Annotated in this window: 13 protein-coding genes; 3 read left to right on the top strand and 10 right to left on the bottom strand. The window is 74.0% G+C overall.

The window, feature by feature from the left end; genetic code table 11:
• Nucleotide 1: 1 nt before the first annotated feature.
• On the top strand, nt 2–2,299 hold the full coding sequence (locus AC4BDD_RS26530) for a hotdog family protein (RefSeq protein ID WP_490687973.1): 2,298 nt from the start codon (nt 2–4) through the stop codon (nt 2,297–2,299).
• On the top strand, nt 2,296–3,939 hold the full coding sequence (locus AC4BDD_RS26525) for a PfaD family polyunsaturated fatty acid/polyketide biosynthesis protein (protein WP_490687972.1): 1,644 nt from the start codon (nt 2,296–2,298) through the stop codon (nt 3,937–3,939). The genes AC4BDD_RS26530 and AC4BDD_RS26525 overlap by 4 nt, the downstream gene beginning before the upstream one ends.
• On the opposite strand, the gene AC4BDD_RS26520 is transcribed toward AC4BDD_RS26525, so the two are convergent.
• From AC4BDD_RS26520 to AC4BDD_RS26500, 5 genes are all read right to left on the bottom strand, one after another.
• A complete protein-coding gene (locus AC4BDD_RS26520) occupies nt 3,887–4,066 on the bottom strand; it encodes a hypothetical protein (protein WP_490687971.1) in 180 nt (59 codons plus the stop codon). The two genes, AC4BDD_RS26525 and AC4BDD_RS26520, sit on opposite strands and share 53 nt — an antisense overlap.
• A gap of 208 nt (nt 4,067–4,274) precedes the next feature.
• Complete coding sequence (locus AC4BDD_RS26515) at nt 4,275–6,320, bottom strand: glycoside hydrolase (RefSeq protein ID WP_490687970.1); 2,046 nt, start codon at nt 6,318–6,320, stop codon at nt 4,275–4,277.
• Between the two features lie 71 nt (nt 6,321–6,391).
• Entirely contained in the window at nt 6,392–7,801 is a 1,410-nt protein-coding gene (locus AC4BDD_RS26510) for a sensor histidine kinase (protein WP_490691946.1), read from the bottom strand.
• Between the two features lie 62 nt (nt 7,802–7,863).
• A complete protein-coding gene (locus AC4BDD_RS26505; protein WP_490687969.1) occupies nt 7,864–8,568 on the bottom strand; it encodes a response regulator transcription factor in 705 nt (234 codons plus the stop codon).
• Between the two features lie 150 nt (nt 8,569–8,718).
• The gene (locus AC4BDD_RS26500) at nt 8,719–11,523 is read right to left on the bottom strand and encodes an alpha/beta hydrolase (protein WP_490687968.1); all 2,805 of its coding nucleotides are present in this window, start codon (nt 11,521–11,523) and stop codon (nt 8,719–8,721) included.
• 255 nt (nt 11,524–11,778) lie between these two features.
• On the opposite strand from AC4BDD_RS26500, the gene dnaK reads away from it, so the two are divergent.
• Entirely contained in the window at nt 11,779–13,653 is a 1,875-nt protein-coding gene (dnaK, locus tag AC4BDD_RS26495; protein WP_490687967.1) for a molecular chaperone DnaK, read from the top strand.
• Between the two features lie 40 nt (nt 13,654–13,693).
• Here the strand turns inward: dnaK and AC4BDD_RS26490 are convergent, their stop codons facing one another.
• The 5 genes from AC4BDD_RS26490 to AC4BDD_RS26470 all read right to left on the bottom strand — a co-directional run bounded on the left by AC4BDD_RS26490 (nt 13,694) and on the right by AC4BDD_RS26470 (nt 19,899).
• A complete protein-coding gene (locus AC4BDD_RS26490) occupies nt 13,694–14,152 on the bottom strand; it encodes an RrF2 family transcriptional regulator (protein WP_490687966.1) in 459 nt (152 codons plus the stop codon).
• A gap of 40 nt (nt 14,153–14,192) precedes the next feature.
• Nucleotides 14,193–15,410 carry an acyl-CoA dehydrogenase family protein gene (locus AC4BDD_RS26485; protein ID WP_490687965.1) on the bottom strand — a complete coding sequence of 406 codons (1,218 nt, stop codon included), beginning with the start codon at nt 15,408–15,410 and terminating at the stop codon, nt 14,193–14,195.
• A 114-nt stretch (nt 15,411–15,524) separates the two neighbouring features.
• The gene (locus AC4BDD_RS26480) at nt 15,525–16,100 is read right to left on the bottom strand and encodes a 2'-5' RNA ligase family protein (RefSeq protein WP_490687964.1); all 576 of its coding nucleotides are present in this window, start codon (nt 16,098–16,100) and stop codon (nt 15,525–15,527) included.
• Complete coding sequence (locus tag AC4BDD_RS26475) at nt 16,097–17,335, bottom strand: RNA repair domain-containing protein (protein ID WP_490687963.1); 1,239 nt, start codon at nt 17,333–17,335, stop codon at nt 16,097–16,099. Before AC4BDD_RS26475 ends, AC4BDD_RS26480 begins: the two co-directional genes overlap by 4 nt.
• Nucleotides 17,336–17,361: 26 nt before the next feature.
• Nucleotides 17,362–19,899: a SpoIIE family protein phosphatase gene (locus AC4BDD_RS26470; protein WP_490687962.1), complete on the bottom strand. Its 2,538-nt coding sequence runs from the start codon at nt 19,897–19,899 to the stop codon at nt 17,362–17,364.
• Nucleotides 19,900–19,922: the final 23 nt, after the last annotated feature.

Here is a 19,922-nt window from a genome sequence, read left to right as displayed (position 1 = left end):
GATGGACGAACTCGCCTTCGAGGGAACTCCGCTCGGCGATCTCACCGCCCCGCCTGATCCCCGGCCGACCGGGCCGGCGGCCGCACCCCCTGGTGGCGCTGCCCTCGGCCCCCCGGATCCCCGCAGCACAGTCCCGGCGACGCTGCCCGTCCGGATGGCCGACCAGCTCCAGCGAGCCCACGCCGCCGTGCTCGACGCCCATCAGGCCATCAGAGCCTGGCAGATCGCCCGCACGGCACCCCACCGGGCCGCCGCCGAGGCGGCACGGCGCCCGGTCGGCGTGCATGCCGGTGGGCCGCCGGCGGCCGGGCAGCGGGAGGTCTTCGACGGAGCGGCGGCCGTCCTCGCCGCGGCGGCGACCGCGCTGCGCGACAGCGCCACCGGCCCGGGCGACGCCACCGTGGTGACCTGGCTCGGCACTGCCCCGGAGCGGCCCACGGCGCTGCGCGTGGACCCAGCCCCCGCCACCACCCCGCCCGCGTGGCAGGTCCGCGACGGCGACCGGCTGATCGCCACGCTCGCCCGGCATCCGCAGGGCGCGGCCTGGCCGGCAAGACCGGTACCCCGCTTCCCGCGCGACCCCCGTCCGGTGGCCCGCACCTCGGTGGACCGGCTCTCCGCCGCCGAGCTGGACGCCCTGGCCGCCGGCGAGTTCGCCGAGGTGTTCGGCACCGCCTTCGACCAGCGTGGGCTGCCACCCGACGCGCTCCCGGCCCCCTGGCCCGCCCGCTTGCTGGACGAGGTGACCCGTATCGAGCCCGGCGGCGGCCGGTACGCCCACGGGATGCTGCGCGCCACCGCCCAGCCGGCCGTCGAAGAGCGCACCGGCGCGTGGCCGCCGCTGGTCACAGCCACCACCGAGCTGCTGCGGATCCACGCGTTCCACCGCGGCACGCATCTGTGCCTGCCGGGTGCACGGGCCGTCCCGCTGACCGACCGCCCCTTCCTGGTCGAGGTGGTCGACGGCGCGGCGCTCAGGGGCGCCACCGTGCGTCTGGAGGTGGAGGTGACCGACGCCGGCATGGTGCCGCGGCCGTTTCTGGTGGCGGACTGCCGGGTGAGCGTGGGCGACCGCCTGGTCGCCCGGGTACGCGACGTGGGCATCGCGCTCCGGGAGGCGCCCGGGAACGATCTGAGCATGGCCCCGGGCCGGGTGAGCTGCCGCCGCAGCGCCGCGGGAGGGTGGGCGGCCGCCCATGAGGTGCAGGTTGCCATCGCCGCCGAGGGCGAGCTCAACGAACTGGCCACGGGCTCCCGCGACGCGCCCATCACGGCACCGGTCCGCCCCCGGCTGCCACGCGGTGATCTGCTCATGATCGATCGCTGCCGTCAGGGAGAGGTCGGTGCCTGGCGGGAGTACCCGACCGGCAGCTGGTGCGTCTACGAGTACGACGTGCCCGAAGACCCCTGGTACCTGCGCGAGTCCGGCGGCGTACTCCCGCAGCTGGCGCTGATGGAGATGGCACTCCAGCCGGCGGGCATGTTCGGGGGCTCGCTCGGCGTCCACGGGGAGTACCCCGATCAGGAGCTGGTCTGCCGCAACCTCGAGGGCGGCGGCCGGCTGCTGCGCGAGGTGGACCTGCGCGGCGCGACGGTCGAGCAGCGGGTCACCCTCACCTCGCACACCGCCCTGCCCGGCGGCATCCTGCACCGCTACGGCTTCACGCTGTCCACCGGCGGCGAGCCCTTCCACACCGGCGAGGCGGTCCACGGCTACTTCACCCCGGAACCGCTGGCCCAGCAGCAGGGCATGGACGGCGGCCGCCGCGTCCCGCCCTGGCTGGACCGCCACTCCCCCGCCCCGGCCGACGTGCGCCGGCTGGATCTGCGGCAGGACGCGCGGCTGGGCCGGGGCCGGATGGCGCTGCTGGAGGACGTCGTCCTGGTCCCCGGCGGGGGCGAGCACGGTGCCGGGTACCTGCTGTGCGACAAGCCGGTGCGCCCGGACGACTGGTACTTCGAGCAGCACTTCTTCCGGGATCCGGTGATGCCGGGCTCGGCCGGGGTGGAGATGCTCTGCCGGGCCGCGTACGCCTACGCGCTGCACAGCGGCCTGCTGGACCATCTGCCGTCCCCGCGCTGGTCCATCGCCGTCGGCGAGGAGCTGCGGTGGTCCTACCGGGGGCAGATCCTCCGCGATCACCGGCGGGTGCGCGGCGAGGTGCACGTCCGCGAGGTTCGCCGGGACGGTGACCGGGTCCTGATCCGTGCCGACGGCAGCGTGTACCGCGACGATCTGCGCATCTACCACGTCGAGAACATCGCCGTGCAGGCCGGACCCGCGGCGGGGTCCCGGTGACGGCGGCGGCCGTGCGGCACGACCCGGAGGGGCTGTACGCGGTGCTCTCCGCGCTCGACCGCCCCTGTTACATCGTCAGCGTCCAGGGCCGGGTGGGCGCCACCCACCAGCCGCCCGCGCCGGGCTCCGGGGCCGGTCTGCTGGCCGCCGTCGGTCCGCTCACCCCCGGGCAGCTGGGATCCGCGGACTTCCGGCGCCATCACGGCGTCCGCCACGCCCACATGGCCGGGGCGATGGCGGGCGGCATCGCCTCGGTGGAGCTGGTCACCGCGCTGGCCCGCGCCGGGCACCTCGCCTCCTTCGGCTCCGCCGGGCTGCCCGAGGACCGGATCGACCAGGCCCTGGGACGCCTGGAGCGCGAGCTGGGGGCGAGCGAGACCCCGTACGCCTGCAACCTCATCCACAGCCCGCTCGCGCCGGATATGGAGCGGGCGTGTGTCGACGCGTGCCTGCGCCACCGGGTGCGCTGTGTGGAGGCGTCCGCGTTCGTCCAGCTCACCGAGGACCTGGTGCGCTACCGGGTCGCCGGGCTGCGCCGCGACCCCGTCACCGGGGTCCGGGCCGGGCACCGGCTGATCGCGAAGGTGTCCCGTCCGCAGACCGCCGAGCTGTTCCTGCGCCCGGCGCCCCGGGAGATCGTCGCCGAGCTCCAGGCCCGGGGTCTGGTCTCCGCCGAGCAGGCCGAACTCGCCCGCACGGTGCCGATGGCCGACGACATCACGGCCGAGGCGGACTCCGGCGGGCACACCGACCGCCGGCCACTCGCCGTCCTGCTGCCCGCCCTCATCGCCTCGCGCGACCGGATCGCCCGCGAGCACCCGCACCCGCACGGCGTCCCGGTGCGGATCGGCGCGGCGGGCGGCATCGGCACCCCGCACGCCATGGTGGCCGCCTTCGCCCTGGGCGCGGCCTATGTGGTCACCGGTTCGGTCAACCAGGCCACCGTGGAAGCGGGCACCTCACCCGGGGTGAAGCGGCTGCTGACCCAGGCCGATCTCGCCGACTGCACCATGGCTCCGGCGGCGGACATGTTCGAACAGGGCGTGCAGGTGCAGGTGCTGGGCCGCGGAACCCGGTTCCCCGGCAACGCCGCCCGGCTGTACCGGCTCTACCGGGAGCACGACGACCTGGAGAGTCTGCCGGACGGTGAGCGCCGGGTGCTCACCGAGCGGATCCTGCGCCGCCCGGTGGAGCAGGTGATGGCGGAGTGCGCCGCCTATCTGAAGGCTCATCAGCCCGGTGAGCTGCCGCGCGCCCAGCGGGATCCGCGGTACCGGATGGCCCTGGTCTTCCGCTGGTACCTGGCGATGGCCTCACGCTGGGCCCTCTCCGGTGAGGCCGAGCGCTCCGGTGACTGGCAGGTGTGGTGCGGGCCGGCGATGGGCGCCTTCAACGCCTGGGCGGCGGGCAGTGCGCTGGCCGACCCGGAAGGTCGGCAGGCCACCGCCGTCGCGGGACATCTGCTGCGGGGCGCCGCCTTCCACAGCCGGGTCGCCGGACTGCGCCTGTCCGGCGTGCGCCTCCCCGCGACGTGCGCCGAATACCGCCTGCCGCCACCGGTCGTGGCGGCGCCCGGCCCGCCCCGCGTCACCTCCCGCGGCTTGCCGGAAGGTTCGCCGGCGGTGCGTGCACCGAGGTGAAGTCCATGGCCAAGGCGACCTCTTGCTGGGTCTGCTCGGCGACCCGCCGGGCCTCGGCCGGTACGTCACCGCGCTCTTCGACCAGGCTGTCGTAGATCGGTGCGTCGGTTCTCGCTGCGTAGCTCACGTCGGGATGCCTTTCGTCAGACGGCTGCTGCCTTGGGTGCTTCCCGTGCCGACGGCGGGAAGCGGTGAACGAGTGTAGGGGGCATGATCAGCCGAGCCCACAGCGCCCACCCGGGACCGGCCACGGCCATGCGGCCGGCATGCGCCGCGACCGGCCCCGAGCAGGGATTCACCGGCCCTGGCCGGCGGAGGACAACCCTCAGGCGACGTCAGCGGTTGACGGTGCCGGGGCAGAGCCGGCGCGGCTGCTTCTCGCCGCGGAGCCGGGCGTCCACGCAGCCGCCGGGCAGTCCGTCGTGGGCGGTGGTGCCGAAGTTGGCGGTGACGGTGAGGGTGCCGTCGCCGAACTCCGTGCGCTGCACCATCCGGTCGGCGGTCAGGGTACGGAATCCGGTCATCGGCTCGGTGCCGGCCGCGCGGTGCAGTGGCGCGAAGTACTTCTGCAGCGCGGCGAGTTCACCGCCCTGCTTCCTTATCGACGCGCCGTCGAGGACGAAGTTGAGCGGGGTGTTGTAGAGCATGGCCAGCAGCGCGCGGGTGGTCTTCTGCCGGGGCAGCTTGTCGTACGACAGCTCCCAGCGCTCGGTGTTGACCAGCGAGTCGTGCAGCGCGGTCTCGTACAGCGGGACGCGGTAGGCGGGGTCGTACATCGCCTTGGCCACCGCCGGCGGGAGTTCGGCGGGCTTGAAGAAGACCGCGGGTGCGTCGGCCGGTGCGTAGCCGCCCCACTTCTCCTTGTCCCGCTGGGCCTTCCACAGGCCGTCGGCGACCGGGGTGCCGGAGCCGTGGTCGAAGGCGAGGACCTGGTTGGCCCAGGCGCCGGCGGACTCCGAGCCCAGCACCAGGCGATCGCCGGCGGACAGCCGCTCCATCCGGGCGAGACGATTGGCGCGATCGCGCCCCTTCTCCATGGGGTGGGCGGCGCTGTGGTCGCGGAACAGCTCGCCGGCGGCGTCCACGTCGAGGAAGTAGCTGTCGGCGCCGTTGGCGGTCATCGCGCGGGTGCGGTCGGCGAGGTAGTGGCGGGTGGGTTCGGCCTTCTCGAACGCCTCGGTGCTCAGGTAGCAGCCGCGGTCGTGGAAGCCGGGGACGGGCTTGCCGTCGGCGCCTTCCACGCAGAAGCCGGGGTAGACCGGGTCGGGCCAGACGGAGGTGGGGGCGTCGGCGGTCTTGGGGTCCTGGCCGTTGGCGAAGGAGTCGTACGGGCCGACCAGGTAGCCGGCCTTCTTGGCCGCGGTGACGGCGGCGGCGTCCATGGGCCGGTCGTCGGCGTCGTAGCCGAGCCACATGCGGTCGACGCCGAGGGCGCGCAGGGCCCGTACGCCGTCGGCGGTGCGGGCGTCGCCCCACAGGTAGGCGTGGAAGGCGCCCAGGAGTTTCTTGGTGGCCGGCACCTGGCGGATCTTCTCCCGCAGACTGCCGAGCCGGCCGTGCTCGCGGAGCCAGCCGCGGTAGTCGGTGGCGGGGGCGGCCGGGGAGCCGTCGGTGAGTGCGAAGGTGACGGTGTACTCGGTGGTGCCCTCCGCGCGGGAGAAGTGGTGCGTGGCGGTGGTGCGCAGCCGCCCCCGCTCGGAGGTCATGCGCAGGGAGGTGCCGATGTCGGTGGGGACGAGGTAGCTGACGCCCTGCCGGGCGCCGAGGGTGTAGCCCCACAGCGGCAGTGACAGTGCCGACTCCATGGGCATGTCGGCGTCGGTGAGCTGGGCCCGGTCGGAGTTCCAGAAGCGGTCGGCGACGGGGATGGACAGTCCTTCGCCGCGCGGCAGCTGTACCGCCGAGGAGCCGCGGTCGGTGCCGGTGACCGGCCAGGACAGGCTGCGCTCGGCGGTGCCGGTGGAGGTGGCGGAGACGCGGAGCCGGCCGCGCTCGGCGCGGGCGGTGAAGGTCAGCCCGCGCTCCGGATAGCTCCAGCGGGCGCCGTCCCGGGTGGCGGTCACCGGGCCGGGGGTGCCGAGACCGGTGTCGGTGCGGCCGGCGGCAAGGCCGGCGGCAGGACCGGACAGCTCCAGGGCCCGGCCCCGGCCGGTGTGGGCGGTGATCCGCAGCGAGGTGGTGTCGACGGTGACGGTGCCGCCGTGCACCGGGAGGGTCACCAGGTGGCCGTGGACGCGGGCCGGGGCCGAGGCCCCCGGCGCGGCGGCCGCCGGCCCGGCCTCGGCGGTGGAGACGAAGGGGACGCAGGCCAGGGTCGCCGCCAGGACCACGGCGGCGGCACGGGTGGTACGGGCGGTGTGGGATGAGGTCTCGATGCTCATGGGATGTTGATAACGAGCGGTGGTAAGAGGCTTTCTAAGAAAGCCGCTTGGGAACCCGCCGGTGAGACCGGTCAGGCCGGGCGCTGGGCGGGCGGAGCGGCGGTGGGCGGGGCGGGGCGGGCATCGGGGAACCGCAGCCGGAAGCAGGCCCCGCCCCCCTCGGGCCGCTCGGCGGTGAGTTCGGCGCCGTGGGCGCGGGCGATCTGTCGGGCCATCGCGAGCCCGAGGCCGGACCCGGGCAGGGCGCGGGCGGCGCGGGAGCGGTAGAAGCGGTCGAAGACGTAGGGCAGGTCCTCGGCGGCGATGCCGGGTCCGTGGTCGCGGACGGTCAGGTCCAGGGTCCGGCCGGAGGCGGTCAGCCGCACCTCGACCGGGGCGTCGGGCGGGCTGAACTTGGCGGCGTTGTCGAGCAGGTTGGCCAGCAGCCGGGCCAGCCGCGCCGGGACGCCGTACACCACGCACTCCTCCAGCTCGGTACCGAAGGGGGTGTCCGGCCAGTGGCCGCGGGCCTCCTCGGCGCAGCGGGCCACCAGTCGGTCCAGCCGGAGCGGCTCCACCAGCGGCTGCGGCTCCTCGTCCCTGGCCAGCTCGATCAGGTCGTTGACCAGCCCGGTCACCTCGCGCAGCTGGCGGCCGAGGGCGCCGGCGGCGCGTTCGCGCTGGGCGGGGTTGAGCCGGTCGGCGCGGGCGAGCAGTTCGGCGTTGGTGCGCAGCGCGGTGAGCGGGGTGCGCAGTTCGTGGGAGGCGTCGGCGACCAGGCGGCGCTGGGCGGCGACGGATTGTTCCAGCTCGCCGAGCATGGTGTTGAAGCTGTCCGCGAGCCGGGTGACTTCGTCCTGGCGGCGGGCCTTCGCGGCGGGGAGTTCGATGCGGTGGGCGGGGTCCCGGGTGGCGGCGATCCGCTCGGCGGTGGCGGTCAGCCGGGTGACCGGGGCCAGCGCCGCGCGGGAGGCGAGGTAGCCGAGGACGGCGGCGAGCAGCACCCCGGCGGCGCCGACCGCGGCGAGCAGCCGGCCCGCCTGCTCGACGCCCTGGTCGACGGTGTCGGAGCGGATGGCCAGTTGGAGCGCGCGCCGGCCGGGCCGCGGGGTGGTGAGCATCCGCATCCGGTGGCCGCGCAGGGTGATGTCGCTGTAGTAGGCGGCGCGGGTGCCCGCCGCGACCTGGCGGGTGGCGTCGCCGACCGGCAGCACGAGCTCTTCGGCGTTCTCGCCGGTCCGACCGCCACGGCCGCCCGGGGTGCCGGTGCGCTCGGTGACGATCTGCGCGCAGGCGGGGGCGGCCAGCCAGACGCACTCCCCGTACAGTGCTCCCGGTCCCTCGCCGCGTTTCTCGTTGCTGATGAGGGTGGCCTGCTGGGTGAGCTGGAGGTCCAGCTGGCGCACCAGCTCGTGGCGGATGACGGCGTACGCGGCGGCGCAGCCGCCGAGGGCCACCAGCGCCACGGCGGCGGAGGTGATCAGGGCCAGCCGGGTGCGCAGCGGTCTGCGGCCGGGCCGGGGCAGCCGCAGCCGGCGGCGGGGCCGGCGGGTGTGTGCGGTGGTCACCGCTGCGCCAGTTCGTAGCCGATGCCGTGCACGGTGTGGACCAGCCTTGGGGCGCCGCCGGCCTCCAGTTTGCGGCGCAGATAGCCGATGTAGACGGCGAGCGAGTTGGAGCCGGGGCCGAAGTCGGCGCCCCACACCCGCTCCTGGATCAGCTCGCGCGGCAGCACCTGGCCCGGGTGGCGGAGGAAGACCTCCAGCAGCGCGAACTCGGTCCGGGTGAACTCCAGCCGCCGCCCGGCGCGGACCCCGGTGCGGCTGGTGGCGTCCACGGTCAGGTCGGCGAAGGACAGCACCGCGTCGGCCGTCTGCTGCGGTGCGTCGTCGGGCGCGGCCCGGCGCAGCAGCGCGCGCAGCCGGGCCAGCAGCTCGTCGAGCGCGAACGGCTTGACGAGATAGTCGTCGGCGCCGGCGTCCAGACCCGCCACCCGGTCGCTGATCTGGTCCAGGGCGGTGAGCACCAGGACCGGGGTGCGGTCGCCCAGTCCGCGCAGCCTGCGGCAGACGCCCAGCCCGTCCAGCACGGGCATGGCCACGTCCAGCACGATGGCGTCGGGCGGCTCGGCGGCCACCGAGGACAGGGCCGTCAGCCCGTCGGCGGCCTCGCGCACGGTGTATCCCTCGACGGCCAGCCCGTCGACGACGGCGGCCCGGACGTCGGGGTCGTCGTCGACGACCAGCACGGCCTTGGCGGCGGCAGACATCAGCGGGGCCTCCCGAAGCGGGCATGGATGTGTCCATACCCTGCCAGAAGCGGTTCTTAGATCCTTCTTAGAGCGGGCGCCACGGGGCGCGTACAGGGGCGGGCCACCGCCCCGAGGGGAGCGGTGGCCCGTCCTGCGTCCGCAACTGGGCTACGCGGCGTTCTTCACCTTGCCGGTGACCACCGGGCCGTCGTGCTCCATCCAGTGCTCGTCGAGGGTGATCAGCCGCATCCGCAGCGACTCCTCCGGCTCCCTCACCCGGTCCTTGAGGGTGGGCACGCTCACCGTGATGCTCTTCTTCCCGGCGGGGATCTCCAAGTACAGGTACGGCTCGCCCTCGTCCATCACCTTCGACAGCGGCCGGGCCGGGTTCGGCGACTGGCCGAAGGCGTCCTTCAGCCACCGCCGGTCGACGTCCTTGGTGGACAGTTCCTTGCCGCCGCGCACCGGCAGCAGCTTGAACCGGACCTCGATCTTCATGTCGGCGGGCTGGGAGAGCGACACCCGCCAGCTCAGCCGCTTGCCCTCGGTGACCCGGTCCGCGACCGGCTTCACGGTGGCCTTGGGCATCTTGTCGTCGTTCAGCGCGGTCACCCCGCCGTGGTAGGCGCCGACGACCGTGCCGCGGACCGCCTTGACGCTGACGTCGTGCGAGTAGTCCAGGTCGTAGCGGGTGTTGCCGCGCACCGTGACCGGCACGTCGAGTTCGTGGCCGCCCGGATGGACCGTCACCGTGCGGGTGGTGGACTTCCCCGTGAGCGAGTCGATGGTGAACACCCGCACCTGGCCGACGCCCTCGCCGGTCACCCGCACCGGGACACGGTAGGTCCGGGTCCCGGAGTCGCCTTCCTTGACCGTCAGCCGGCCGACATCGACCCGCGTCAGCGCGGTCGGGTGGGCTTCGGGGGTGCCGGGGCGCCAGCCCCAGGCGTCCATCAGCCAGGCCTTCCCGGACCGGTTGCGCCAGGTCAGCTCCACGCTCTTGACCTGCTTCAGGTCCAGGCCGCCGCGGACGGCGGCGGTCAGCGGCACGCGGGCCTCGCGCGCCCAGTAGGAGGTGGTGCGGTCGGTTCCCGGCAGTCCGTCGAGGCGCACCCGGCCGAGGTTCGCCTTCCGCCCGGCGGTGTCGGTGAGGGTGACGTCCGCCTGGGTGCCGGTGGTGTTCGGGGGCACGATCAGCCGCAGGGCCAGTGACTCGGCGCCTGCCACGGAGACCGGGCGCGCGGGGCGCATGCTCGTCGTGGCACCCGGCCGTGACCAGCTCATCGCCATCGCGTACCGCGCGGGTTCCGGCCCCATCCAACCGGCGAAGTGCGGCGACGCGCCGGGCTTGTCCGGCGGCAGGCAGGCCTTGGCCGGGTCGCGGTCCACCTGCCGGCACAGCCGGCCGCCGTCGATGGCAAGGGAGGTGTCCGGGACGATCACCGGCGTGCGGTTGGCGCCGAGGGCGTGGGTGGCCACCCGTGCGGGGTCCGCCGAGGGCGCGCGCCGGTTCGAGCCGTCCAGCAGCGGGCGCACCCGGTCGTCGCCGTCGAGGAACAGCCGGGCCGCGGCCGCGATGTAGGTGGCGCCGGCGGCGTGCTGCTGGTCGGCGGTGAGACGGGTCCTGGTGCCCCGCTTGCAGACCGCGTCCGGCTCGTCGTTGCCCCAGTCGTCCTCGGCCGGCGCGGTCGACTTGCCCGGCGTCCACTCGGTGTTGAAGAAGTTGTGGTTGGCGCCGTTGACGTAGACCGCGCTGTGCAGGGCGGTGCCGCGGCTGACGCCGCGCGTGCCGTCGACGTAGATCTGGCCCTGCAGATCGGAGACGTCGCCGTCGCAGCCCGGCAGGATGGTCATGGAGGGCACGTCGGGCACCGGGTTCTGCCCGAAGAGGGTGGGGCCTATCAGCACGTTGCCGCGGATGTTCCAGCGCACCGGGCCGTGGTAGCCGTCCTCGTCCGCGGGCGGCTGGTTGAGGCTGTCGAGCGCGGCCCGGTTGACGCCCTCCCCGCCCCGGGAGTGGCCGACGAGGAGCACGCGGTCCAGGTCGGCGGGGGCGGACTCGCGCACGGCCTTCGGCGCGCCGGACAGGTCGGCGGCCCACTGGGCCCAGTGGGCGAGGTGCTGCCGCACCAGGGACGAGCGGGCCTGCGCGCCGCCGTCCACCGCGGTCTCGTCCTGCCCGTTGATGCCGTTGGCGGAGATCGACACCGTCACATAGCCCTGGGAGGCCAGGAGTTTCTGGTCCTTGAGATAGCCGCGGTAGCTCGGCACCGGCCGCATGCCGTTCTTGCAGGGCCAGCCGATGTCCTCGCTGCCACGGGCGTTGAAGCAGGTGTAGTGGCGGCCGTGCAGGAACAGCGCCAGCGGCCGGCGGCCGGGGGCGTCGGTGGGCGCCACCACGGTGGCGCGCATCTCCACCGGGGCGCGGAAGCCGGGCAGCTTCACCGACTTCAGGTCGTACTCGCCGCTGGTGGTGCGGTAGTGGCCCGGGACGCCGGGGTCGACCTCGCCTGCTGGCGGGAGGGCCGGCAGCCGGGGTGGCGTGCCGGGGCGCAGCGGGTGCGGGGTCCGGGCGGCCCCGGCCGCGTCCAGGCGGCGCCCGCCGGCCAGCACCTTCAGCTCCGTCTCGGGCCCGAGCCGCGCGTCGCCGAGCGCCAGCCGGAAGCCGCGCCGGTCGCCGTCGGCGGTCGGCCGGCCCAGCAGCCGGTCCCCGGCGTAGAACTCTACGCGCGCGTCGCCCACGGGTACCGGGTCGGGCGAGCGCCACACCAGCTGCCTGCCGGCGCCGGTGCCGGTGATCTGCCAGCCGGCCGGAAGGGTGCCGCCGGGGTTCCCCGGTGGTGCCGACAGCCGTGGTCCGGCGGCTCGGCTCCCGTCCGCCGACTCCGGCGACGCGTGTGCCAAACCGGGCGTCCCCGCCGCCAGCGCGAGCACCGCCGCGGTGGCGGTCACCATGCGCGGGACACGGATCAAGGTGGTCCTCCTTGTCATCAGCCCTGCCCAAGCACCCCGGAGATCTCCGGGAGCTCCCCCACTCCGGGGAGACGGTGACTGATCACCAGGGGTTGCCTCGTGCCGCGCGGTGCCGTCCGAAACCCATCCGCAACCCGCCCAGACCCCCAGCTTTGACAATGGTCGACTCAGGTTTTATTACAGAAGTCAGGAAGGCCAGTGGGAGTCGGGTGGAGGCGGTCACGCCGACGCGGAGGTGGAGGAGGGAGTAGGGACATGGCACGCGCAGTCGGTATTGACCTCGGCACCACGAACTCCGTGGTGAGCGTGTTGGAGGGCGGCGAGCCCACGGTCATCTCCAGCAACGAGGGCGCCCGGACGACCCCGTCGGTGGTGGCCTTCGCCAAGGGCGGTGACGTCCTGGTCGGCGAGATCGCCAAGCGCCAGGCGGTGACGAACGTGGAGCGCACCGCCCGTTCGGTCAAGCGGCACATGGGCGATACCGGGTGGCGCTTCCCGGAGACCGGCGACATCGACGGCAAGCACTACGCCGCCCAGGAGATCTCGGCCCGGGTGCTGCAGAAGCTGAAGCGGGACGCCGAGGCGTACCTCGGTGAGCAGGTGACGGACGCGGTGATCACGGTGCCCGCGTACTTCAACGACGCGCAGCGCACCGCCACCAAGGAGGCCGGTGAGATCGCCGGGCTGAAGGTGCTGCGGATCATCAACGAGCCGACGGCCGCGGCGCTCGCCTACGGGCTGGACAAGGAGAACGACCAGACGATCCTCGTCTTCGACCTGGGCGGCGGGACCTTCGACGTGTCGCTGCTGGAGATCGGCGAGGGTGTGGTCGAGGTGAAGTCCACCAACGGCGACACCCGGCTCGGCGGCGACGACTGGGACCAGCGGATCGTGGACCACCTGGTCAAGCGGTTCAAGGACGGCTACGGGGTGGACCTGTCGAAGGACAAGATGGCCACCCAGCGGCTGCGCGAGGCGGCCGAGCGGGCGAAGATCGAGCTGTCGGCCGCCACCGAGACCACCATCAACCTGCCGTACATCAGCGCCTCGCCCGAGGGCCCGCTGCACCTGGAGGAGAAGCTCACCCGCGCCCAGTTCCAGCAGCTCACCGCGGACCTGCTGGAGCGCTGCACGGCGCCGTTCCACAACGCGATCAAGGACGCCAGGATCGAGGTCTCCGACATCGACCACGTGATCCTGGTGGGTGGTTCGACGCGGATGCCCGCGGTGACCGACCTGGTGAAGGAGCTGACCGGCAAGGACCCGCACAAGGGCGTGAACCCGGACGAGGTGGTGGCCGTCGGCGCGGCGCTGCAGGCCGGTGTGCTCAAGGGTGAGGTCAAGGACGTCCTGCTGCTCGACGTGACCCCGCTGTCGCTGGGCATCGAGACCAAGGGCGGCATCATGACCAAGCTGATCGAGCGCAACACCACGATCCCGACCAGGCGCTCGGAGGTGTTCACCACCGCCGACGACAACCAGCCGTCGGTCTCGGTGCAGGTCTACCAGGGCGAGCGGGAGATCGCGGCGTACAACAAGAAGCTCGGCATGTTCGAGCTGACCGGTCTGGCCCCGGCCCCGCGCGGTGTCCCGCAGATCGAGGTCGCCTTCGACATCGACGCCAACGGCATCATGCACGTCTCCGCCAAGGACCTGGGCACGGGCAAGGAGCAGAAGATGACCGTCACCGGCGGTTCGGCCCTGCCCAAGGACGACATCGACCGCATGGTCCGGGAGGCCGAGCAGCACGCCGAGGAGGACCGGCGCAGGCGGGAGGAGGCCGAGACCCGCAACCAGGCCGAGCAGCTCGTCTACCAGACCGAGCGGCTCCTGCAGGACAGCGGGGACAAGATCGCCGGTGACATCAGGACCGAGGTCGAGGCGGCGCTGACGGAGTTGAAGGAGCGGCTGAAGGGCGAGGACACCGCTGCCATCCGGGCGGCGACCGAGAAGGCCGCGGTGGCCGCGCAGAAGATCGGCACCGCCATCTACGCCCAGGCGGGGGCGGCGCAGACCCCGGGCCCGGCCACCGGCCCGGCTTCCGGCGGCGGGCCGTCGGGGACGGACGAGGAGGTCGTGGACGCCGAGATCGTCGACGACGAGCAGCAGCGCGAGCAGGGCGGCGGCTGAACCACCGGGCCCCGTCCACGGCTCCGGGCTACGGGTCGGCCTACGGGTTGGTCCACGCCTCGGGGTCTTCGGCGAGGCTGAGCACATGGCCGGGCAGCTTGGCCGCGGCGACCTCGGCCAGCGTGACCTCGCCGAGGATCATGCGGACGTTGGCGCGTACCGCGATCCACAGCGGCAGCAGCGACTCGGCGGGGCCGGTGTAGGACAGCTCGGGCGGGCGCACCCCGCGGACCGACACCAGCGGTCCGTCCACCACGCGGATCACATCGGCGATGGCGATCGAGTCCGCCGGGGCGGCGAGCCGGTAGCCGCCCTTGCCGCCCCGTTGGCTGGACACCAGGCCGCCCCGGCGCATGTCGTTCAGGATCCCTTCCAGGAACTTGTGCGGGATGCCCTGCGCCGTGGCGATGACCTCGGCCTTGACCGGAGTGTCCTCCCCCGCCGCGGCCAGTTCCAATGCCGCGCGCACCGCATAGTCCGCCCTCGCCGAGATACGCATGGGGCGATTATCCGCCACCTGCCTGCCTCAGGGGGCGCGATCAGGCGGGGAGGGTGAAGGGCGGATGCGAGCCGTTGAGGAAGTAGTCGCCGACGTCGCGGAGCCGGCGGGCGACGGGATCGTAGAGGGTGTGCGTGCGGGCGTTGCGCCAGAAGCGGTCGAACCCGTACCGCGCGGAGGCGGAGCGGGCGCCGGTGACCTCCATGCCCCGCGTGGTGATCTCCTGCGCGGCCCGGGAGGCGGCGGCCTCGGCCGCGGCGGCGAGCACGGCGATCTCGGCGCACTCGTCGTCGGTGAGGTCCTCGCCTCGGGCCAGCCCGCCGTCCAGGGCCGCCAGCGCCTGGTCGGCGAGGGCGGCGGCGGAACGGGCGGCGACGGTGAGCTCTCCGTAGGTGTTCAGCACATACGGATCCTGGGGCGAGCTGCCCGGCAGGGACGGCGGCCACACCGACTGCCAGGGCGAGTTGGCCGCCCTGAGGTACTCGCGGGCTTCGGCGAGCATCCCCTCGGCGATGCCGAGACAGAGCTGGACCGAGACCAGACGACCGGCGGGCGCGGCCAGCGCGGCGAAGGGCGAGAGGATCCCCTCGTCCGGGGAGAGCGAGCCGAACACCTGATCGCCGCTGACCAGCACGCCGTCGAACTCCACATCGCCGCCGGCCGCCAGCCGCTGGCCGAAGGTGTCGCCGTGGTCGCACACGACTCCGGGGTGGGCGGGATCGACGAGGACGGCCAGTGGCTCGCCGGTGTCGGCCCGAGCGGCGCGGACCACGAGCCGGTCGGCGACCCGGGTCCCGGTGGTGTAGCTCTGGCGGCCGTTCAGCAGGAAGCCGCCGGCGGTCGGAGTCAGCGTCAGATGCGGCTCGTGGGAGGCCAGACCGCCACCCCAGCACCACCGGCCTGCCGCGGCCTCCCGCTCGACCTGGGCGGCGAGGGCGGGCCTGGCGAAGAACCGGGCGCTGAAGGACAGGAAGTAGTGGCAGCCCAGAAGCTGGCCGATCGCGCCGTCGGCCTCGGCGATCTCCCGCACGACCGCGTACGCCGTGGGCCAGTCGGCGCCGCCGCCCCCGTGTTCGGCCGGTATCAGCAGGGTCAGCAGCCCGGCCTCACGCAGCCGGGCGACCTCGTCGAACGGCACCTTTCCGGCCTGGTCGCGCACGACCGCGTCGGTGGCCAGGTCATCCGCCGCCTCGCGGGCGATACGCAGCCAGTGTGCGCGGCCGGCGCCTTCGTCCGCCGCCTGTTCCCCACCCGTCACGCCAGGTTCCCCTCGCCGGTGCCGCCGACCTCTGCGTCATCATCCTGCTCACCCGGGCCGACCTGCGTCAATGATTTTCCTAGGAAACCGGTAGGAAAAATAGGGAATCCCTGTTCACCGCTGCCAGGTCGTCTCGCCCGTACCCAGCGCGACGGTGGCTCGCGGCCGCATGGGCTCCTCGCCCCGGCGGGAGAGCAGGACCACCTCGGCCACCCGCACCGAGATGGCACCCAGCAGGGCCTCGCACTGGGCGGCCAGGCCGCGCGGATCCCGGGTGCGGCCCAGCGAGAGGTGCGGGGTGAAGCCCCTGGCCCGGCCTTCGCAGAGCGGGAACCGCTCTGTCAGGGCGTCATACAGCCGGGCCCAGGGGGCGGGGTCGGCCGCGGCGGGGTCGAGCCAGATGGTGGCGTCCTGCCGGTGCCGGAAGAAGCGGACTCCTTCCAGCCGGGCGGTGAAGGGCGGGATTCCGGCCGCCGCCGCGGCGAGCAGCGGAGCCGCCCGCTCGAACGCGGACTCCGGCACGAACCCGAAGAGCAGGTTGACATGGGGCGGCCAGCGGCGGATCTGCCGATCGTGTTCCAGCCGGATGTGCTGGATCGGCGGCCACAACTCGGACGGGGGCACCCAGGCCACCGCGGTGCGCGCCGTCGGCGGTACGGCGAGGACATCGGTGGGTCGGGAGAGCGTCATCGACCCGGTGGCTCCGCGGGTGCGGTGGCCGCGAAGCTCAGGTCGGCCGCCACGCCGTAGTGGTCCGACACATACAGCCCTTCCGGGGCGGGCGCGTCGCCGCGCAGTGCCGCCGCGGTCACCCGCCACCCGGGCGTCTCCCCTTCGCCGGTGCGCAGCAGGATCCGGTCCAGCCTCGCGGCCCGGCCCGACAGCGAGGAGACGGCGGCCAGCGGATTGACGTGCGGATCGAAGGTCGGTGTCCGGTCGCCGCGACCATGGACGTCGGTCCACGCGTCCCGCAGCCCGAGCGCGGCGGCCGGCCCTGCCGCACCGTCCTCACCGACGTTGAAATCGCCCAGCAGGATCAGGTCACCGTGCACCTCGGCCAACCCCTCGGCCAGTTGGACCAGTTCGGCCTCCCGCCGCTCCGCCCCGCCGCCGAAGTGGTCGCTGGTCAGATGGGTGGCGGCCACCACCAGCGAGCCGGAGCCGGGGTCCTGGGTCCCGGCGCCAGGAGGCCGGGGGGCGGGGTCGACGGCGATGGCGGTGACGGCCTTGTGCCGCCCGAGGAGGTGCCACCCGGCCTCCCGAACCGGAAGCCGGCTGAGCAGCAGCAACCCGCACTCCTCGACGTCGTCGCCGGCCGGGTCGCTGCCCAGCGTGTAGCCGGCGCGCACCCAGGGCGCCCGCAGCAGCAGGGCGAGCAGCTCGCGCTCCACCTCCTGGAGCGCGATGACGTCCGCGGCCGCGTCCCGCAGGGCCTCCAGCAGCAGCGGACGGCGCCGGGCGGTGGAGATGCGCGCGCTGTCGTACCGGTCCCAGAGGGTGTTCCAGGTCAGTACGCGCAGCGCCGCGGCCACCGGTGCCGGTGCCTGTGCCGGAACCGGGTACGAAGCGGACGCCGAGGCCGAGCGGGGTGTGCGGTCCACCGGCCGCCAGGCGGAGGCCGCCGGGTCCCAGCCATACGGTGTCCTGGCCGCGAAGAACGGTTCCCGCAGGTGGCGGGGGTCGTGCACCCGCCCGGCGTCCGACGCGTCGATGCGGTCCGTTCCCGTGGCGCGGTCCCACAGCAGCTCGCCGTCCGCCTCGACGAACTGCACCCGGTGCCAGGGGATCTCGCCGCCGGGCACGAAGTCGGGCAGCGGCATCCGCTCGGGTTCCGCCCCCCGCTGGTTGATCCCCAGCACGAACCGCTCGGGGTCGAACCGCGGGTCCCAGCGGACACGGTGGTAGATCTCCTCGCTGGTGCGCATCGCACCTCCTGACGGGCTTTCGACGATCACGCTGGGGCGTACTGGGTGAGGAGCAGCGCGATGTCGTCCACCCGGGACGGGGACTGAAGGGCGTCGTGCAGCAGGGCGTCGGCCAGTTCCTCCAGGGACTCCACACCCGCGTGGGCCAACGAGGCCCGCAGCCAGTCCATGCCGACGCCGATGTCCGATTCGCGGCGCTCGATCAGCCCGTCCGTGTACAGGGCCAGGACCGAGCCGGGCGGCAGGCGCAGCTCGCACTCCGGGTACTCGGCCGTCTCCGCAGCGCCGAGCAGCGGGCCGCCGGGCAGGTCCAGGACCTCGGCCCGCCCGTCGGGCAGGCGCAGCAGCGGTGGGCAGTGGCCCGCGCGGACCATCAGCGCGTCGCCCGAACGCGGGTCGAGACGGATGCAGCAGCAGCTGGCCAGGAGCCCGGGGTCGAGGTCGAGGAGCTGCCGGTTGGTGCTGGCGATCACATCGCCGGGCCGGTGTCCCTCGGTGGCGAAGGCGCGTACCGCGCTGCGCAGCTGCCCCATGGTGGCCGCGGCGGCGACATTGTGGCCTTCGACATCGCCGACGACCAGCACGACACCGTGGCGGGTGGGTATGACGTCGTACCAGTCGCCGCCGATGTCCATGCCGCGGGTGCCGGGGAGGTACCGCCCGGTGACGCGGACGTCCGGCAGGGTGGGCAGCCGGTGCGGGAGCAGCGCGTCCTGGAGGCCGCGGGCGAGGGTGAACTCGGCGTCGTAGAGCCGGGCGCGTTCCAGGGCCTGGGCGATCAGCCCGCCGAGCGCGGTGAGCACGCCGCGCTCCTCGACGAGGAACCGCCGGGCCTCGTCGAAGCCGAGGATGCAGGCGCCCACCGGGCGGCTGGAGGCGATGAGCGGGAGGAAGGCCCAGGAGCTGGATTCGAGGGTGCCGATGTCCGGGTAGGCCGCCCGGAAGTCCTCGCGGTCCTCGATGAACAGGGGGGCTCCGGAGGTCAGTGCGTCGGTGACGGGCAGCGGGGCGTGGAGCTGTGAGCCTTCGAACCGGTCGAGTGAGCCGGCCGGGTAGCCGCGCTGCGCGAGCAGGTGCAGGCGTTTCTCGTGCACCACGTAGACGGCCAGCCGCCGGCCGCCGAACGCGGGCAGCAGCTGGTCGGCGACGACATCGCACACCTCACGGGCGGTGACCGCCTGGGTCAGGGCGCTGCTCAGCTGGAGGACGCGGTAGATGGCGCCGAGGCGGGCGGGGGCGAGGGGCACCGAGGACGAGGCGGCGGGCGCCTCCTGCACGAGGAGGGGTTCCGGCGGGGCCGCGTCCGGGGCCGGCTGCCCGACCGGGGCCGCCCATCCGGTCATGCCCTGGGCGCCCGGGTGGAGGGAGAGGGCGAGCCACTGCTCGGGCGACCGGCGGACCAGGAAGGAGACCGGCGCTTGAGAGACCATGGCGGCCCGGAACCGGTCTTCGTAGGCGGGGTCCGCCAGCCATGGCAGCGCCTCCCACAGGCGCCGCCCCAGCAGTTCCTCCTGGCAGACCCCGAACAGTCCCTCCAGGCTGTGGTTGGCGTAGGTGAGACGGCCGTCCGCGGTGAGGGCGAAGAAGCCGTCCGCGAGCCGTTCGATCGCGGCGACGGCGGCGAGGCCGGCGCCTGAGTCGAGGGCGACGCCGACCAGATGGGAGCGGGCCTGGGGGACGTCGGGAGTCTCCGGGACGCGACCCCACAGCTCGACGGTGCGGTGGCCGCCGCCGTCCTGCCGTATCCGCAGGGTCTGGGCGAGCACCCGGCCCTTGGCGACCGCGGCACGGGCGGTGGCCCGGAAGCCCGGGAGGTCGGCGGGGTCGATCTTCGCCGCAAGCGTGGTCGCCCGGCCGTCGAAGTCCTGGGGCGCGATTCCGAAGATCGCGCAGAGTTCGTCGTCGGCGGTGAGGGAGCCGGTGTCGAGGTTCCAGTCGAACAGGCCGACCCGTACCGCCTGCCCGGAGGCCACCGGGACCTGCACCGGAGCGGTGGTCTGGTCGCACTCGCCGAGCGCCCCGCGCGCCCGGAGGGCGGCGAGCTGGGCGCCGAGCCGCCCCGCCAGGGCGCGCAGATGGCGCCGCTCCGCCTTCGACAGCCCCGCCCTGGCGGGGCCGGGCGCCCACACCACGGCCATGGCTCCGAAGGTCCGGTCTCCCGCGCGCACCGGTACCGAGGCGGAGCCGAAGGCATAGGGCAGGGCCATCGCGAGCTGGGGGAACCGCCGCATGGTCTCGTCCGCGTCGGCCAGGTGGACCGTGCGCCCGGAGCGGAAGGCCTCCGCCACGGGGATGGGGCTGTTCACCGGGATCCGCTGCCAGCCGCCGATCAGTGAGGGGGGTGTGCCGGCCGTGGCGGCGAGCACCAGCGAGTCGCGGTCCCGGGAGACCAGGAATACGCTTCCCGCGTGGGCCCCGGTCGCCTCGACGGCCCGGACGACGGCGTCGGCCAGCGCGTCGTCGCGCTCCGCGGTCCCTTGCGGGCTCGCAGCACCGAGCGGGTGGTGCCCACTGCTCTCGCTCCGGCTGGGCGCCACGCTCTCATCCGTCGCTCTTCCCGGCATCGCCACCACTTTAGACCGATTTG

It is taken from the genome of Streptomyces sp. JLBT605, assembly GCF_058215555.1.
This window is presented reverse-complemented; position numbering and strand designations above follow the sequence as displayed.

Coding starts and splice junctions, on each gene's coding strand:
- AC4BDD_RS26505 (WP_490687969.1), bottom strand. CDS start 8,568: ATGTCTGCCGCCGCCAAGGCCGTGCTGGTCGTCGACGACGACCCCGAC.
- AC4BDD_RS26530 (WP_490687973.1), top strand. CDS start 2: ATGGACGAACTCGCCTTCGAGGGAACTCCGCTCGGCGATCTCACCGCC.
- dnaK (WP_490687967.1), top strand. CDS start 11,779: ATGGCACGCGCAGTCGGTATTGACCTCGGCACCACGAACTCCGTGGTG.
- AC4BDD_RS26480 (WP_490687964.1), bottom strand. CDS start 16,100: ATGACGCTCTCCCGACCCACCGATGTCCTCGCCGTACCGCCGACGGCG.
- AC4BDD_RS26515 (WP_490687970.1), bottom strand. CDS start 6,320: ATGAGCATCGAGACCTCATCCCACACCGCCCGTACCACCCGTGCCGCC.
- AC4BDD_RS26475 (WP_490687963.1), bottom strand. CDS start 17,335: ATGCGCACCAGCGAGGAGATCTACCACCGTGTCCGCTGGGACCCGCGG.
- AC4BDD_RS26490 (WP_490687966.1), bottom strand. CDS start 14,152: ATGCGTATCTCGGCGAGGGCGGACTATGCGGTGCGCGCGGCATTGGAA.
- AC4BDD_RS26470 (WP_490687962.1), bottom strand. CDS start 19,899: ATGCCGGGAAGAGCGACGGATGAGAGCGTGGCGCCCAGCCGGAGCGAG.